The 18190-nt window shown below is 50.2% G+C and carries 13 protein-coding genes; 8 read left to right on the top strand and 5 right to left on the bottom strand.

All coding sequences use genetic code 11. The features are described from left to right. The first annotated feature begins 191 nt into the window (after positions 1-191). The 6 genes from AC6R10_RS12940 (at position 192) to gltS (ending at position 9632) form a co-directional block, all read left to right on the top strand. Entirely contained in the window at positions 192-1244 is a 1053-nt protein-coding gene (locus tag AC6R10_RS12940; RefSeq protein WP_500672484.1) for a porin, read from the top strand. 98 nt (positions 1245-1342) lie between these two features. Further along, entirely contained in the window at positions 1343-2428 is a 1086-nt protein-coding gene (locus AC6R10_RS12935; protein ID WP_500672483.1) for an efflux RND transporter periplasmic adaptor subunit, read from the top strand. 15 nt (positions 2429-2443) lie between these two features. Next, positions 2444-5518 (top strand): efflux RND transporter permease subunit, encoded by a 3075-nt coding sequence (locus tag AC6R10_RS12930; protein WP_500672482.1) that lies wholly within the window; start codon positions 2444-2446, stop codon positions 5516-5518. 2 nt (positions 5519-5520) lie between these two features. After that, a complete protein-coding gene (locus AC6R10_RS12925; RefSeq protein ID WP_500672481.1) occupies positions 5521-6996 on the top strand; it encodes an efflux transporter outer membrane subunit in 1476 nt (491 codons plus the stop codon). 94 nt (positions 6997-7090) lie between these two features. Then, a complete protein-coding gene (locus AC6R10_RS12920; protein ID WP_500672480.1) occupies positions 7091-8380 on the top strand; it encodes a patatin-like phospholipase family protein in 1290 nt (429 codons plus the stop codon). A 1-nt stretch (position 8381) separates the two neighbouring features. Further along, complete coding sequence (gene gltS, locus AC6R10_RS12915) at positions 8382-9632, top strand: sodium/glutamate symporter (RefSeq protein ID WP_500672479.1); 1251 nt, start codon at positions 8382-8384, stop codon at positions 9630-9632. A gap of 90 nt (positions 9633-9722) precedes the next feature. On the opposite strand, the gene AC6R10_RS12910 is transcribed toward gltS, so the two are convergent. Both AC6R10_RS12910 and AC6R10_RS12905 read right to left on the bottom strand, forming a co-directional pair. Continuing rightward, positions 9723-10637, bottom strand: coding sequence for a LysR family transcriptional regulator (locus tag AC6R10_RS12910; RefSeq protein ID WP_500628736.1), 915 nt, complete (start codon positions 10635-10637; stop codon positions 9723-9725). 215 nt (positions 10638-10852) lie between these two features. Next, a complete protein-coding gene (locus tag AC6R10_RS12905) occupies positions 10853-11359 on the bottom strand; it encodes a hypothetical protein (RefSeq protein WP_500672478.1) in 507 nt (168 codons plus the stop codon). A gap of 203 nt (positions 11360-11562) precedes the next feature. Between AC6R10_RS12905 and AC6R10_RS12900 the strand changes: the two genes are divergently transcribed. After that, positions 11563-13923, top strand: a complete 2361-nt coding sequence (locus tag AC6R10_RS12900; protein WP_334552084.1) for a Lon protease family protein — start codon at positions 11563-11565, stop codon at positions 13921-13923. Positions 13924-14048: 125 nt separating this feature from the next. Here AC6R10_RS12900 and AC6R10_RS12895 read toward each other — a convergent pair whose 3' ends face one another. Both AC6R10_RS12895 and AC6R10_RS12890 read right to left on the bottom strand, forming a co-directional pair. Further along, positions 14049-14942 (bottom strand): cation diffusion facilitator family transporter, encoded by an 894-nt coding sequence (locus AC6R10_RS12895; RefSeq protein WP_500628733.1) that lies wholly within the window; start codon positions 14940-14942, stop codon positions 14049-14051. Between the two features lie 175 nt (positions 14943-15117). Beyond that, positions 15118-15996, bottom strand: a complete 879-nt coding sequence (locus tag AC6R10_RS12890) for a LysR family transcriptional regulator (RefSeq protein WP_487902307.1) — start codon at positions 15994-15996, stop codon at positions 15118-15120. A gap of 143 nt (positions 15997-16139) precedes the next feature. Here AC6R10_RS12890 and AC6R10_RS12885 point away from each other — a divergent pair, with 143 nt between their 5' ends. Then, on the top strand, positions 16140-16718 hold the full coding sequence (locus tag AC6R10_RS12885) for a class I SAM-dependent DNA methyltransferase (protein WP_500672519.1): 579 nt from the start codon (positions 16140-16142) through the stop codon (positions 16716-16718). Between the two features lie 28 nt (positions 16719-16746). Here the strand turns inward: AC6R10_RS12885 and AC6R10_RS12880 are convergent. Next, on the bottom strand, positions 16747-18190 hold a 1444-nt coding region (locus tag AC6R10_RS12880; protein ID WP_500672477.1), incomplete at its 5' end, for an acetoacetate--CoA ligase.

The following is an 18190-nucleotide window of genomic DNA, read 5'->3' as shown; positions in this document are numbered from 1 at the left end:
GCTGAGGAAATGTGATCTTCTTGGCGATGGTGGCGCTTTCAAATCAGAAGAAGGGATTGGGTTGATCGAGAATTCATCAGATTCATAACGATTGAAGATGTTTTGAATAAATTTGGCTTTATGTATTTCACGCTTATCGAAAATTATTATGCACACCGTTCAATTACCAATAATTATTCGAGGGCTTACGAATGAACAGCAACAAAACACTTTTGGCTTTGGCCATCGCATCGCTAACGGCAACCTCTGTGTCGGCTTCAGAAATTTACAATGACGGTAAAAACTCTATCCAAATGGGCGGACGTGCAGAAGCGCGCGCGTCAGTCATGGACGGCGAATTCGAAGATCGCTCACGTATCCGTCTTAACTTCTTAGGTAAAGCGGAATTGGCCAACGGCTTCTACGGCATCGGCTTCTACGAAGGTGAATTCACCACCAATGAGCAAGGTCAAGCGACCGATACTGACGCAGATAACCTCACCAACCGTTACGCATACGCAGGCTTTGGCTCCCTGTTTGGTGAAGTGACTTACGGTAAGAACGAAGGTGCGCTGGGCGTCATTACCGACTTTACCGACATCATGGCTTACCACGGCAACTCGGCGGCGTACAAAATCGCTATCGCTGACCGCACCGATAACATGCTCACCTATACCGGCAAATTTGGTGGCTTGGGCGTGAAAGGTTCGTACCGCTTTGCAGACCGTATTACTGAAGGTGCGACTGGCAAACTCGATAAATTCGACAACAATGACGCGGATGGTTACTCACTCTCCACCACCTACGCGTTTGATATCGATGAGTTTGGTATCAACCTTGGCCTAGGTTATGCCGATGGCAACGAGTTTGATGAGCAAGGCTACGTGATTGAACGTGACCAATTTATGCTCGCAGGCTCGGTTGCATTCCGAGACTTCTACTTTGCCGCCACGTATGTCGATGGTGAAGATAAAAACCGCACCCTAAGACAAGCGTCGGACCTGTCAGGTTATGAAGTGGCGGCGTCGTACACACTGAATAAAGCGGTCTTTACTGCGACCTACAACTACCTAGAAGAAAAAAACAAATACACCGGTGAGAAGAGCGACGCAGCCGATAACATCGCGATTGATGCGACCTACTACTTCCAGCCGAACTTCCGTGGCTACATCTCATACAACTTCAACAACTTGTCTGACAGCGATGTGCAATACAAGTGGCAAAAAGAAGACGAGCTAGCGCTTGGTATCCGCTACGACTTCTAACGTTATCCCCCGCACCGAAGTGGTTTAGCCGCTTCGGTGCGTTCAATCTCAACCGATTGTCACGAGCCAGTGGCTCACATACCAATAGGACCAAACCCATGAATACGTTTACGCACAACAGTTTACTGGTGGCGATGGCGCTCGGCTTAACCGCGTGCAGTGAAGGCGAGGTGACCCTGCCGTCGACTGCCGTAGAGCAAACCACCGTACAGGTGATCGAGCTTAAAAGCCCTTCCTCGCAAACACTCAAGCACTTTAATGGCATCATTAGCTCGCAAAATAGCGCTGGGCTGTCGTTTCGCGTGGCAGGTACCATAGAGACGCTGCTGGTCGATGAGGGCGACTTCGTTGAAAAAGGCCAATTGCTCGCCAAACTGGATAAGCATGACTACCAAGTCGCGCTTGAAGAGCTAGAAGCGAAGATGCTGGAAGCTAAGTCGGCGCACGCTCTTGCCAGCAATGAACTGAAACGCGTTAAGCAAGCGCGCGCCGATGACGCGATCGCCAGTGTCAATCTTGATCGTGCTATGAGTGCGTATGAGCGTTCGGCGGCGATGGTCAAAGTGGTGGAGAAGAACATTCAGCGCGCGCAAGATGCGTTGCGCTACACCGAGTTACGCGCCCCGTTTTCTGGGCTAGTGGGCCGTATTGCGTATGATGAATTTGAGCAAGTTCTACCGGGCGCAGCAGTGATTGGCTTGCAAACCCCTAACGCGCTGCAAGTGGAAATTGATGTGCCGGAAAACTTGATCAACTCAATCAATACTGGGCAAGAGGCGACATTAAGCTGGTACGGCAGCGAGGCTCAGCGTGCGGCCAAAGTGACCGAAATAGCACCGTTTCCTCACCTTATTAAACAAACCTACACGGTCAAACTTGCGCTGTCTGAGCCAAGTGACGAACTCTTTATTGGTAAATCTGTTGTTGTGTCGACCACTAACGCTCAGCAGGTACCGGCTTACTGCTTGCCTTACTCGGCCTTGGTGGGCGAGCAAGACACACTGCACGTACACCTCATCCGTGATCAGAAGGTTGAGAAGCGCGCTGTCGCCGTTCGTTCACTCAATGCCAATACGGCATGTGTTGACGGACCACTCTCGGTAGGTGAGCAGGTGGTGGTGAGCGGAACACACTATTTGTCTGATGGACAAAAAGTGGTGAATGTTCTGGTTCGAGCAGATTAAGGGTGAGATGCAAGCATGATGAATCTAGCCGAATTTGCCATTCGACAGCGCACCTTTGTGCTGTTTTTTACTGCGTTGAGCGTGATTGCCGGTCTGTTTTCCTATTTTGATCTTGGCAAGCTCGAAGATCCCAGTTTTACTGTCAAAACCGCCGTGGTGGTAACGCTTTATCCTGGTGCGAGCGCTGAAGAGGTCGAGCAGCAAGTCACCGACACCATAGAGACCAAGCTGCAAGAAATCGGCGCGTTGGATAAGCTGCGCTCCATTTCTGTTCCGGGGCGTTCGATGGTGTTTGTTGATCTACACGAGTCAACCAATTCCAAAGCGTTACCTCAGCTTTGGGACTTGATGCGTCACAAGATCAATGACGTCAAATTGCTGCTGCCATCCACTGCGCAGATCAGCATAGTGCAAGACGAGTTTTCAGAAGTCTACGGCATGCTGTTCGCCATTCATGGCGACGCCGCCAAACCGGAAGAGCTGCGTCGCTACGCCGAGACCCTGCAGCGCCAACTGAAAGCCGTGTCTGGTATCAAAAAGATTGAGCTACACGGCGTGCAAAAGCGCGTGGTGCACATTGATATGCCCGATGAGCGCTTGGCGCAGTATGGCTTGTCAGTGACTCAAGTTTTGAATCAACTCAACGCACAAAACACGACTTTTGATGCTGGCAGTTTTGATGCGGGTTCACAGCGTATTCGCGTCGAGCAAAGCAGTGAGTTTCAATCCATCGATGACATTCAAAACTTGGTGATCAAAGGCGGCGTCAGCGAGCTGAGCACGGGTTTGATTCGCTTGGGCGATGTCGCGGATGTGACGATGGGCTATCTAGAGCCGGCGCTCACTCAAAGCCGTTTTAACGGCGAACAAGCAGTGACCTTGGCGGTAAGTCCGGTTGATGGCATCAACGTTGTCGCGCTTGGAGATACCATCACCGAGATGATCGCGCAATTTAATGCTGAACTGCCTTTGGGTGTGAGTGTATCCACCGTCGCTTATCAGCCAGAAGAGGTACAGAAGTCGATCGATGAGTTCGTTGGCAACTTGGCCGAGAGCGTGGCGATTGTCTTCATCGTGTTGTTGGTCTTTATGGGATTCAAAAGTGCGGCGATTGTCGGCGGTAGCTTGATCCTGACCATTCTGCTGACCTTGATTTACATGAACGTGCGTGAGATTGATTTGCACCGCGTCTCACTGGGCACCTTCATTTTGGCGCTCGGTATGTTGGTGGACAACGCGATTGTGATCACCGATATGATGATTGTCAAAATCAACAAAGGCGTGCATCGCACTGTTGCCGCGATGGAGTCGTTCAAAGAGACCGCCATCCCTCTGCTTGGCGCGACCGTGATTGCCATCATGGGCGCAAGTCCTGTGGTGTTCTCCCAGACGGATGCGGCGGAATTTGCAGAGTCGGTGTTTGACATCATCGCAGCCTCATTGCTGCTCTCTTGGCTAGTCGCCATGGTGTTTACCACCTTGATGTGTTGGTTGTTTATCAAACCCAGTAAAAAAGCGCAGCAGGGCGAGGGCAGCAGTCATCGACTGGCGAAGATCACTGGCTGGATTGTCGATAACCCGAAAAAGGCGTTGTCAACCCTAGTGCCAACTATTCTCGTGACGATTGCGTTAGTGCCGTTTGTTGGATTGAACTTCATCCCGCAATCGGATCGTGAAATCGTGTTCCTGGATTACTGGCTACCGAATGGTGCGAAAGTCGAGCAGACCTCCAGTGATATGCGCCAAATCGAGCAATGGCTGCTCGCTCAGCCTGAAGTCGAAAGCATTTCGACGGCGGTGGGCGCAAGCGTGCCGCGCTTCTCAGTGACGGTGGAACCGGAGCCATTGGATGCGGCTTATGGGCAGATCCTCATTAATACGCACGATTTTCACGGCATTAAAGATCTGGTCGCTCGTGGTGATCGCTACCTTGCGGAGCAGTTCCCGAATGCGCAGCCACGTTTTCGCGCCTTGAAGCTTGCGACGTCTGATAAGTTTGCCGTCGAAGCGCGCTTCTCAGGGCCAGATGCGAATGTGCTGCATGGGTTATCTGAGCAGGCTCAGGTGATTTTTGCTAGCCACCCAGACGCACGTTATGTGCGTGACGACTGGCGCCAGCAGACGCAAGTGATGAAGCCGGTTATCAACCAAGACAAAGCGCGCCGCGCTGGTATTAACCGTGCAGACATTGCGCTGGCGATGAAACGTGCATCCGACGGGTTGACGGTTGGCATGATGAACCTCAACGACGAACTGATCCCCATTCAAGTTCGCGCGACAGAGCGCACTATGGCGTCGCTCGAAACCTTGCCGGTGAAATCGATTCTTGGCCTGCACACTGTGCCGCTTGGTCAGGTGGTGGATGGTTTCGAATTCTACCCAGAGGAGTCGATGATTTGGCGCCGCGACCGAGTGAAAACCATCACAGCGCAAGCGGGTGTCGCTCGCCATGCCACGCCAGCCCAAGTGCGTGACGCGGTCAAAGATCGCATTGAGGCAATTGAACTGCCAGACGGTTACTCCATGGAGTGGGGCGGTGAGTATTACGATGAGCACAAAGCGGTGACCGATATTTTGATGCAACTGCCTAAGGCAATGATCATCATGATCATCATCTTGGTGGCGATGTTTAACGGTTTTAAACAGCCGATCATCATCCTCGCGACCATTCCACTGGCTGCAACAGGGGCGGTATTCTCGCTGATGGTATTTGATAAACCGTTTGGCTTTATGGCGCTGATTGGTGCGGTCACCTTGACCGGTATGATCATCAAAAATGGCATTGTCTTGATGGATCAAATTGAGCTTGAGCGCAAAGCGGGGCTTGGCTTGGCCGATGCGGTCAAAACCGCGACGCTTAACCGCACCATGGCGATCTCGATGGGCGCGTTGACTACAGCGCTAGGCATGATTCCGCTGATGAGCGATCTGCTGTTTGACCAAATGGCAGCCACGATTATCGGCGGTCTAGCCGCGGCTACCGTGCTGTCACTGATGGTGATGCCTGCGGTGTACATGCTCACCACCAAAGACGAACCGACGCGCGGCGATGACGCGTTTAACTTCGATACCCAACCAGCAGGTCAATGATCATGATGACACGTTTTACTTTCAAACTGCTGCCTGTTGCGATGGCGTTATCGCTCTCGGCCTGTGCAGTCGGCCCGGATTATCAAGCGCCAAGTATGACCTTGGCCGAGGCTTACCTCAACGCCGAGCACAGTGAGCAAGCAACCCAAGATTTGTGGTGGCAATCCCTCGGTGATGAGACGCTCAATCAATTGGTGGCACAGTTGCAGCAGCAAAATATCCACCTGAAAACGGCAGCAGAGCGCATCCAAATGGCGAATGCTTACCAAACCATTGTGGAGTCGTTCAAAGTGCCCACCGTCAATGTGGGTGCAGGGTACTACAACTACCAGTTCAGTAAGAACGATTCGGCGCTAGGCCCGATCCTTAACCCGCTTGGTCAAAGCGTGCCGGGGCTTGACAACATTGCTCCAGGGCTCGGTTCAATGACCTTGATGGACAATCAACATGACGGATTCGCTTTAGGCGCGAATCTCTCATGGGAGTTGGATCTGTTTGGCCGCATTGATAAGCAATCGGAAGCGGCGAAAATTCGTGTCGAACAAGCCGAGATCTACCGTGAAGGGTTAAATCTGGCCCTCACTGCGGATCTGATTCACAACTACTTGCAGTATCGCGGCGCACATCAGCGCAAGCAATTGGCGCTCGAGAACATTGAGGATCAAAAGAAGACCCTCAAGTTGGTGACGAGTGTGGTGAACAGTGGCTACGGCTCGGCGCTTGACCAATCGCAAGCCGAAGCCATGCTGGCGGCCACGCAGGCGATCATTCCACAGTTAGAGATCGCGGAGCAGGTGCATAAGCATCGCATGGCGATTTTACTCGGTGTGCCGCTGACTCAAATCGATACCCAGCTAGCCACGCATCAGAATGTGCCTGAGTTGCAAGGCTTGATTCCGGTCGGTTTGCCGTCGGAGCTGCTGACCCGCCGCCCAGATATTCGTATCGCGGAGCGTGACATGGCCGCCATCAATGAGGAGCTTGGCGCGGCGATGGCCAATCGCTATCCGAAGTTCTTTATTACTGGTACGCCAGGTGTCTCTGCTGGCAGCTTTGATGATCTGTTTAAAAGTGATTCCTTTGGCTGGGCGGGCAGTGCTGGCGTGAGCTGGAACGTGTTTGATGGCGGCCGTGGCAAGGCCAACGTAGAGATTCAGGAATCTCGGTTGAACAACGCCGCGCTGCGCTACGAGCACACGGTCAACAGTGCGATTGCTGAAGTGGACTCGACGCTATTTGCCTATGGCCGCAGCCAACAAAACCGCGATCAAATTGACATTGCGATGCAGGCGACCGATCGGGCGCTGGATAAAGCCAAGTCACTCTATCGTGCAGGGCTGATTGACTACATTGCGCTGCTGGACGCCCAGCGTCAGCACCGCGTGATGCAAGATCGCCAAGTAGCCGCCAAGCTGCAAACGGCGCAGGCGACCGTGGCGGTGTACAAATCGCTCGGCGGTGACTGGTCTGTGCAATAACGCGGGTAAACCTAACCATTAATCAAAGTCTTACTGCTCGATGAGTACTGGTCCTCCTCATGGGCAGTGAGGCTTTCTTCTCCAAGGAACTGACATGAAACCCAACGCTTGGGTAGTGTGCAGCGCCATTGCTTTGGCTGGCTGCTCATCGATCCCCGAAAAAACCAACCAACCACTGACGAGTTCAGCTGAGCCGCGTTATACGGTGAGCGAAAAAATGGCCACGCTGCCAGACAATACAGTGGTGTTGCTGAGCTTTTCTGGCGGCGGCACTCGTGCAGCGGCGTTTTCCTACGGTGTCATGAAAGGACTGCGTGACTACCGCTATGAGTACCAAGGGCAAACCCATCGTTTGCTCGATCAGGTTAACGCCATCAGCTCTGTCTCTGGTGGCAGTTTTACCTCTGCCTATTACGGCTTGTACGGCGAAGCCATCTTTGACGATTTTGAACAGGCGTTTTTGTACAAAGATGTGACGACAAGTTTGAAAGACATCGTCATGAGCCCCGAGTACTGGTTCTCCAAACATTCGCGCTCGGCCGCGGCGGCGGACTATTACAACGCGCATATTTTCCAAGATACCACCTTCTCGGCGCTACGCGATGATGGGCCGATGATCATTATCAATGCTACCGATCTCTCGACCGGCGCGCGTTTTTCATTTACCCAGGAGTATTTTGACCTCATTTGCTCCGACTTAAATCGTTACTCAATTAGTGACGCTGTCACGGCGTCCAGTGCTGTGCCTCTGCTGTTCTCACCTGTCCTGCTCGAGAATTATCCCGGCTGTGAGCGAGCGGTCTACAGCGCGCAGAGTCGACACCGTACCTTACACAGCGCCACCAATCGTTCGCTGAAAAAATTTGAGGACAGAGAGCGCTATCAATATCTGCATTTGGTTGATGGTGGCATCAGTGACAACCTCGGACTGCACGCTCTGTATGACTTAGTGACGACCCAAGATTTTGGCTTAGTTGCTGAGAAAGATCGCCTGCAAACCGTGGTGGTGATTTCGGTCGATGCTGCGGTGCGTCCGGATTGGGAAATCGGCCATCAAAAACAAGAGCCGACGATGGCGAATCTATTGGGTTCGGCCAGTGACGTACAGATCCACCGTTACAACGATTTGTCCAAAACCTACCTCAGCATGATTTTGGATGAGTGGCAAGCGCAGCAGCCTGATAGGCGCTATCTGTTTGTCGATATCAATCTCTCAACGGCGGAGGACCAGGCTTTTGTTCAGTCCATCCCAACCGATTTTCATCTCAAAGAAGCGCAGGTCACGCGGCTGATTGAACACGGCTACCAACAAGTGATGACACACCCAGAGCTGGCGCATTTCATCTATCAAGGCACTCACCCACAAGAGGCAAACAGAGAGTAATATGACCCTATCGGAGACATCGGTGATCGACACCATCGAAGTGGTGGATTTTGTATCCTTCACTATCGCTATCATCCTACTTTTTATCGGTAAGTTCGTCTTATCGCGCAGTCGTGTGCTGCAAAAATACAGTTTGCCTGAGCCGGTGATTGGCGGCTTTATCTGTACTTTGGTGGTTGCCTTGGTTTACTACCTGTTTGGGAAAGAGATCCAGTTCAACTTGCAGGTGCGTGACATTTTGCTGCTCTACTTTTTTGCCGGAATTGGCCTTAAAGCAGACATCGACAGTTTGCTCAATGGCGGTAAGCCCTTGATGGTGCTGTTGCTGCTGGCCAGCGTCTACATCGTACTGCAAAACGTACTCGGTATCAGCGTCGCGACCTTGTTTGGTTTTGACCCGAAAGCAGGGTTAATGACAGGTTCGATTTCGCTGATTGGTGGCGTAGGCACTACCGTTGCGTGGGCGCCCACTTTTATTGACGATCTCGGTATTGCTAATGCGATGGAACTCGGCATTGCTGCCAACACGCTAGGCTTGATTTCGGCGTGTGTCATCGGCGGCCCGATTGCAGCGTATTTGATGAAGCGACACGCCATCAGCGCCAATAGTGCCCACGATTTGGATATTGGTATGGCGCACACCAGCAGCAAAAAAGACATCTCGGTGGATTATTTTGGTGTGCTGCGCGCTTGGCTATGGCTCAATGTTTCTTTGATTATTGGCTACTTTTTGGATTTGTCGCTAGAGGCGGCGGGGCTCAAGCTACCCATGTTTGTGGCGTGTTTGATAGGCGGGATTGTACTGGGCAACTTAGGTCGCTGGATTCTGACCAAGCTGCGCAGCGAGGAGTTTAATACTTACGCCGAAGACGCCGAAAAAGGGCTCTCACTCATCCAAGATATCTGCTTGGGGATGTTTTTAACCATGGCGTTGATGAGCCTCAAATTGTGGGAGCTGCAAGGCAGCGTAGGTTACCTTGCGGTGGTCATGAGTGCTCAAGTCTTGTTGTCGATTGTGTTTACCGTCTGGGTGGTATTCCGCGCGATGGGCAAAGATTATGAAGCAGCTGTCATGTGCGCCGGTTTTGGTGGGGTGACCTTAGGCTCGACCGCCACCGCGATTGTCAATATGACCGCGGTGACGCAGCAATACGGCGCTGCGCATAAGGCATTTATTATTCTGCCTTTGGTGTGCGGATTTTTCATCGACGTGGTCAACGCCTTGGTGATCAACTATTTTGTGACTTGGTAACGAGGGTTATTGGGCCGAGAACAACGATAGCTCAGAATCAAACGCGGCGCCTGAGGCGCCGCGTTGCTTTGTAGGAAAATTAACCCAAACTCAGTGCTTGGCGCTCGCGATGTAGTGCTTAATTTTATCGCGCAGCCAAATACCGGCATCGGAGTTACTGTCTCGACGGTGCCAGATCATTGTATGGTTGATAGAGATGCTGTCGAGTGGGTAAGGGAGCAGTTTGATGCCTAAGCGATGTTCGACTTGTTGGCCGAGTAGGTAACTGGACGTACACAAACAATCCGACATGCTGGCGAGATGTAAGGCCCCGAGCAAAGAATCGCTGACCGAGCTGATATCACGGGTCGGGATGTAAGATTTAGTGAATCGCTGAGCAAGCGACATACTGCCGCGCTCCATCATCATAATGATGTGCTTCTCAGCGTAAAACTGCGCTTCGTTGATGTGATCATGAATACGTGGATGATCTTGGCGACACGCTACCACGCAGTGATCCTCAATTAACAATTCACTCATAAACGCTTTATTCTGCGGCACATAAATATCGATAGCCAAATCGAATTGACTTAAGCTCAATTGCTCTTCCAATAATTCCTCGGAAATAGGAATAGGATGCAATTCGATTGTAATATTTTCGAGTTCGTTATCTCGCTCTATCGCTGGATGTAAAATATTTAGCATTGCTTCGTTAACTAATACTTTAAATGTGCGATGTTGTGCGGGCGTAAATTCAGAAAGAGAGTCAACGGCATCATCTAATAAGTAAATGGATTGTTTCAGTTGTTCCGCAAAGTTAATGCCTTTTTGCGTAGGAGTGATAGAGCGCCCTTGGCGAACAAACAAGGCGGCCCCGATCTGGTTTTGCAAGCGTTTAATTGCGGTACTGACACCCGGTTGGGTCATATCCAGTTTGTCCGCGGCGGCGGTAATTGAACCAGTACGATAGACTTCCAAAAATATCCGCAGCGCGCTTAAATCAAGCTTACTTTTATCACAACTCATCGGTTGACTCCTAAACAATATAGCTATGATTTTCATCAAACCAAGAAAGAAGTCAATATATTTTCTGTTGCTAAGAACTATTAATAATATTGGTAATTACAACATTGAACCAATTATGAGAAATGAGTCGAAATTTCTGGATAAAACACAGGTTAAATAATGATTAAATTTCAGTTTTAATATTTATTTGTTTTTCCGCATCAAGGTGTAGATATTTAATTTAATGAACTTCGCTGGCTGCATTTAGGATTATTGTCTAATACTCTGCTCTTCAGCGCGGCAAAGTGGTGATGGGCTTTTTGTACATCTTGTAGCTCTAGCATCCATTGTGCATTGCGCTGCGCGCTGCAAAACGCGGTCATGTGATGGAGTAGATCCTCGCACTGGTGGTGCAGAATATGACTGATGGCCTCAACTAATGGGTTGGGCTCAATCGACATAAACTGAAGTTGGGCGTAGGTTTGGTTGAGCAGTTCAAAGGCACGTTGATGTTGCCCCATTTTGTTGAGGATTTCTGATTGTGTGATGGCGGCATCTCGTAATGCTGTCGTCAAACAGCGAAACTGGCATGGTTTGGTGTTGTCATCCTCCATCGCGTGTTGGACATGGCTGGGTAGGTAGGCCAACACTTGATCGTACAGGTAATAGGCTTCAGGCCAATGTCCTTGCTCCAGCAATTGTTCGGCTTTGAGATAGTGTGTCCAGCATTGCTGTAAATCCATTGATATCACTCCACATTAAACGGCACACTGGGCATTTAAATGCAATTGGTTATTATTTGCAAATAATTATCATTTTCCATTTTGTTGGAGGTAATTTGATGGTTATTTGAGCAGTTGAACGTGAATACTGTGTAAGTCACTAAAAACTAAATAAAACTGACCTAAACTAAGGAAACAGAACAATAACAATGAAGGACCGAACTATGGCTATTCAAAGACTTGAGGCGAGCCAGCTGTATCATTTTGCGGAGCTAGAAAAGCTCGACAGCAAATCAACCAAAGAGTTGGCCCCTATTGATGAGATTGTCGGTCAAGAGCGTGCGCAGAAAGCGGTAGAGTTTGCGATGTCGATCAAGGAGAAGGGATACAACATTTACGCGATTGGCCAGAATGGACTGGGCAAGCGCACCATGATTTTACGTTACCTCAACCGCCACAAACACGACGAGAGTGCGTTGTACGATTGGTGCTATGTGGCGAATTTCGAGGATATCCGTACCCCAAGAGTGTTGAAGCTCCCTTGTGGTGTCGGCAGCCGATTAAAGCAAGACATTGAAAAGTTGATGGGCAAGTTAGTCAATGCGATGCCTCTCGCGTTTGATAACGAACTCTACTACAGCCGTGCGGACAAATTGAAAAACCAATTGGCCGCCAAGCAAGAAGCTGAGCTTGCCAATATCACCAAAGAAGCGAAAGCCAAAGGCATCAGCCTAACCATCACGACGCAAGGCGATTATCAGTTTGTTGCGATGAACGGCGAAGAGATGCACACCGAAGAGTCGTTTGATGCACTAAGCAAAAAAGAGCAGGAGTACTTCGGCGCGACCATTGATGAGCTTGAAGTCAACCTGAGAAACATGGTGCGTCAGCTCACCGAGTGGGAAGAAGCCTACAGCGAAAAAATCAAAAAACTCAATGATGACGTGACACTCGATGTGATTACGCACTTTATCAAACAGTTGAAAAAGGATTACTCAGGATACCCAGAGATCAAATCCTACCTGAGTGAACTTTCGCAAGACATCGTCGAGAATGCCGACATCTTTCTTGAGCAGAGCGCTGAGCAAGGAGAGGTGGCCGCGGCTTCACTGGACAAAAAACTGCCCCGCCGTTACAAGGTTAACGTTCTAGTAAGCCGTAAAGAGAGTAAGTTCCCCATTGTGGTGGAAGAGAATCCGAACTACCACACTTTGTTCGGTTACATCGAAACCGCCACCTTTAAAGGCACAGTCTTCACCGACTTCTCGTTGATACGTGCGGGGAGCTTGCACAAAGCCAACGGCGGTGTACTGCTGATGGATGCGCAAAAAGTGTTGGAACAGCCCTATGTGTGGGATGGGCTTAAGCGGGCGTTAAGAGCGCGTCAGCTCAGTTTAACGGCGCTAGAAAAAGAGGTGACACTCACCGGCGCCGTCTCACTCGATCCTGAGCCGATTCCTTTGGATGTAAAAATTATCCTGTTTGGTGACTATCGCACCTATCAGTTGCTGCAACACTACGATCCTGAGTTCAGCGAACTGTTCCGTGTCACCGCCGATTTTGAAGATGAGATGACGCGCACGCCTGAATCGGAATTGCACTATGCGCGCTTTATTTCAAGTGTCGTGAACGACAACAGTATGCTGCATTGTGACCGTAAAGCGATTGCGCGCATCATCGAACACAGTTCACGATTGGCGGGCGATCAAACCAAGTTATCACTCCATTCGGCCAATATCGCCAATTTGTTGCGTGAATCGAACTACGTCGCGCGTCAAGCCAACTCAAATATGATACGCGTCAGCCACGTCGAAGAGGCACTGGCTAATCAAGAGATGCGAGTGAGCCGTTTGAAAGACACCGTGATGGAAGGGTTCACCAACGGCACAACTCTGATTCGAGTGGAAGGCGAGGCGGTCGGTCAGGTCAATGCGTTGTCGGTGCTCAGTACCAGCGAGTACATGTTTGGCGCGCCGAATCGCATCACCGCCACCACCTGTTATGGTGATGGTGATGTGATTGATATTGAGCGCAGTGTCGACCTTGGTGGCAGCATTCACTCCAAAGGTGTGATGATTTTAACCGCCTATCTCTCATCGGTGTTTGGTAAAACCGCGAAAGTGCCGCTCAGCACCACGATTACGTTTGAGCAGTCCTACGGCGGGGTAGATGGCGACAGCGCCAGCATGGCGGAGTTTTGCGCGGTGGTGTCGGCGTTTTCTAAGCAGCCCAATCGTCAGGATATTGCGATCACCGGTTCGATGAACCAATTTGGCGAGTCTCAACCGATTGGTGGCGTCAACGAGAAGATTGAGGGCTTCTTTGATGTGTGTACCATCAAAGGTCGCTCGCCAAATCAAGGGGTGATCATTCCTCGCTCAAATATGCACAACCTGATGTTGCGTCCTGACATCGTCAAAGCGGTGGAGAAAGGCGAGTTCAACATTTGGGCGATTGATCATGTGACGGAGGCGATTGAGTTGTTTACCGGCAAAGCCGCTGGTCAGCCGAGCGATGAGGGCAGCTACCCGATTGACACCATCTTTGGTATTGCGCAGGCCAAACTCAACGCTCTGCGCAAGTAGTTCGGTTATCTCACTAGGCTTCTCACCCTTGGGTGTGATAGGAAAAGAGAGAAGAGAAACAAAAGAGAGACCTCGCCTTAGCGAGGTCTCCTTATTTGAGCGGTTCTGTACTGGAGTGGCGATGTTCAACGTGCGATGTTCATGGAGAGCTGTAAATCCAACGACAGCGAGGCGAGTTTGGTTTTCAGCACTTGACGCATGGTGTCCAACTCCGAGACTTTCAGCTGTTTCTGGTCGGTGGTGACATCGAGGCGGACACGCAGTTCTCGACCCACTTTCGTCACGCCAGCGACTTCCAGTTGCGAGCTAAGTTGCGCGTCAAGGGCGCTCACTTCTTTGTCCACGCGGCGCAGAATTTCTTTGCTTGGTGCCATCATCAGTAGTTCTCGCATCGCATCGCGAATCATATCAAACGGTACTTTGATAAAGTAAAACGACATGGCAATCATCATCATCGGGTCTGCGTATACTGCGTAGTGCGCGAACGGCGAATAGGTTAGCGCCAAAGCGAGTAAGAAACCGAGCGTAACCGCGACACTAAGCAGTGTATCCATTTGCCACTGCTTGGCTTCCGCCTCGATCAGGCCAGAGGAAAAACGCTGAGATTTTTTCGCGATCATCCACCATGCATAACCACAGCCAATGACGTTCACGATGCCAAACAGAGTCGCAATCGAAGGATCAACCTCGCGGCCGCCATTCGCAACAGCGATGAGTGCGGAGTACAGCGAATACCCAACAATCGATAAGATAACCGCTCCTTTGATGGCGATTACCACCGGCTCTAACACCGCTTTACCAAAAGGAAAATGACTTTTCTGTGGACTCTGAATGTAACGTGATACCGCGAGCGACAATAAAGTTAACAGTAAACTAACAAGTGAGTAGACGCCGTCAAAGACGATAACCAGTGATCCAACCAATGAACCGAGTACTAAACCACCCACAGCAAAGCCAGACGCAATAAGGGCTGAAAAGGTCAGTATTCGTTTTTCATTTAAGCTGGTTTGAGCACACATAGCATCATCTCTGTCGTAAACACGCTTATAGTTTTTACTTAAGCGGACATTTAAACAACTGAGAAATGTGCATGGTCGAAGGGTGAAAGGAAGGGTTGGTAAGTATTTGATTAAAAATCAGGTATTTACCAAGTAAATTATGTGTCAATAAATTTGACGCTGGCTGTCGGTCGGTTTAGAAATCAAACAAATATTCATTGAGGCGATCCGCAAGCCAAGTCATCCCTGGGTGCTCTGCCATGCCCGCAGACGTAAACATGCAGTAATCTTCCTGAGTAAGTCCGTAGGTATGTTTGATGACCGAGAGCTTTTGCTGACGCAACAAATGGCGAATCAAGGGTTCAGGTAACACGCCCCATGCGTCCTCTTCCATAATGGTTTTGAGCATATAATCGAAGCTTGAAAAACCGATGTGTCGCAATGAAAAAGGCTGAAGTTCTGGGTTGTCTTTCTCATTAAGATACACCATGACCGCTTGCATGGCATTACGCAGCTCATCGTCGGATACTCGGCGCAATTGACTGAGCTTATGATCCGCGCTGCATACTGACATCATGCGAATTTTGCCTAAAGGTTGGTAGGCGATGTGTGGGTCATCGATGCGTTCGTAATCCACACCAAAGGCAAAATCGACTTGCCCAGTGGCGACCAAGTTTGCCAAGTCGCCACTGGATGCCAAGACGAGGTTGAATGAGGTGGCAGGGAACTGGTTGTTGAGTTTGTGGGAAAGATCTAGCCACATATCATCAGGCAATGAATCGTCACGAGCGATCCACACTTCGGCGTTAAATTCACCTGAGACTTGCGCGCAGGTTTGGCGAATTCTCGCGGCGGTGACCAGCAAGTTTTGGCAATCTTTGTAGATGGCTTTGCCGGCCTCAGAGAGGGTCAAATGGTTGCCAGTGCGAATGAACAGGTCGATTTGCAGATCTTTTTCCAACGCTTTAATGGCCATACTGAGCTTAGTTCGATTGCAGTCTAACTGGCGAGCCGCCTCTGAGACGGAACCCGTATCGGCGATGGTACAAAATGCCTCAATTTGCGATAAGTTCATATTTTGGTCAATTTGGTTGGGTTATCATCGATCTTATACGAATAACAGATGTCTGTCTGTTTTCAGTAGCGAAATGCTATCAATTTCATGCAGTTTTGGTAATCTTCTGCTATGCCAAATGAAGATGTTATAGGGAGATCATGATGGCGGCAACTTGGGATGAACTCGCACCGGACTGGGAGAAAGATGAGTCCACCAGCCTTTATGCGCAAAAGGCGTTCGAGTCATTGGAGAATGCAGTCCGCATTCAAAATACACATGTGTTAGATTTTGGTTGCGGTACAGGATTACTGAGCCAAAAACTCTCTCCATTGGTGAAAGACATCGTCGCGCTAGACAGCTCGGAAGCGATGATTGAACAACTCGATCTCAAAGAGCTCGCCAATGTTGAGCCCGTCGTCGATATTCTTTCACGCGGCTTAGTCGCCATGCACCCGGCTTTTCGACACCAGTTTGATCTCGTCGTGGCCTCCTCGGTGTGCAGTTTTCTTCCTAACTACGCGGAAACCGCAGACGTGGTTTACAGCCTACTTGATGCCGGTGGCCACTTTGTTCATTGGGATTGGCTCTCTGACGGCAATCAAGAAGGCGGAATGAGCAAGGAGCACGTTAACCAAGTGCTCACCGGTGTTGGTTTTAGTGAAGTGCTGACTTCTGTACCGTTCGCGGTAGATACCCCCCACGGCAAGCTGCCGGTTTTGATGGCGATAGCCAAAAAATAATTCGCTAAGAGCTTGAGTGTCTTTGCACTTAATGCTGATGCCCGTAATGCTGATAGCGACGAACTTCTTCTAAAACCTCGGGGTTAGCAATAGCACCGAGGTTTTTTATTGTCTCGCCATGAAGCACTTGCTTCACCGCCAGTTCAACCAACTTGCCAGATTTGGTTTTGGGTATATCACTCAACGCGTAAATTTCGCTGGGTACGTGGCGTGGTGAACATTGGCTTCTGAGTCGTGCGGTGATGGCGGCTTTGAGTCTCTCATCGAGTATTACCCCCTCTGCTAACTGGACGAACAGGACAATGGTTTCGTCTCCCTCTTTTACGCGCCCAACCGCGATAGAATCAAGGACTTCGGGTAACTGGTTCACTTGCTGATAAATTTCAGCGCTGCCGATCCTGACGCCACCCGGGTTGAGGGTGGCATCACTACGGCCAAAAAAGCGCACACCACCGGTTTGACTCATTTGAACGTCATCACCATGATGCCAAGTGTCGGCAAATCTCGCCCAATACGCTTGATGATAGCGACGGCCATCGTCGTGCCAAAAGCCGAGCGGTTGGTTGGGAAAGCTATTGCGACAGACTAACTCGCCGCGTTGATCTGTCACGGCTTGTCCCTCTTCATCAAACACAGCGACATCCAGCCCAAGTCCGGGTCCCTGACACTCGCCTACATAAACGGGTGACAACGGGTTACCCAGGACAAAGCAGCCACAAATGTCCGTTCCCCCCGAAATCGATGCGAGATGGAGATCGGATTTAATCTTATCGTACACATAGTGATATTGGTTGGGGTAGAGCACCGAACCGGTTGAACACAATGTCTTTAGTGACGACAGATTCACGTCATTTTTTGGTGTGTAGCCAGCTTTCTCAATCGCTTCTAGATATTTGGCTGAAGTGCCAAATAGGCTGACTTGCGCGCGTTCAGCCAGTGACCATAGTGTCGCTGACGTTGGATAAACGGGGCTACCATCATAAATCACTAAGGTTGCGCCACTGGCAAGGGCAGAGACATGCCAGTTCCACATCATCCAACCGCACGTGGTGTAATAAAACACACGATCATTGGGTTTGATGTCGCAATGCAATTGATGCTCCTTGAGGTGATTTAATGTGGTTCCCCCGACACTGTGGACGATGCATTTGGGTTTGCCCGTGGTGCCTGAGGAGTAGAGGATGAAAAGCGGATCGTTAAAGCCGACCCGCGCGAATTCAATACCCCTAGGTAAACAACTCGACAGCACCGACTCCCAATCGGAAAAGCCCTCGTTAAAAAACATATCACAGGCGTGATCCGCGAGGTATTCAATCTGACAGGTGTTGGTAATGCTCGAAATGGCGTCACAGATTTGCCCATTTTTCTCAACCATAGAGTGGGTTTTGCCACCGAATTGATAGCCATTGCAGCAAAACAAGATCTTAGGTTGTACCTGACCAAAGCGCTCGACCACACTGTCTACGCCAAAA

It is taken from the genome of Vibrio sp. R12-SG2-ISO1, assembly GCF_059834045.1.
This window is presented reverse-complemented; position numbering and strand designations above follow the sequence as displayed.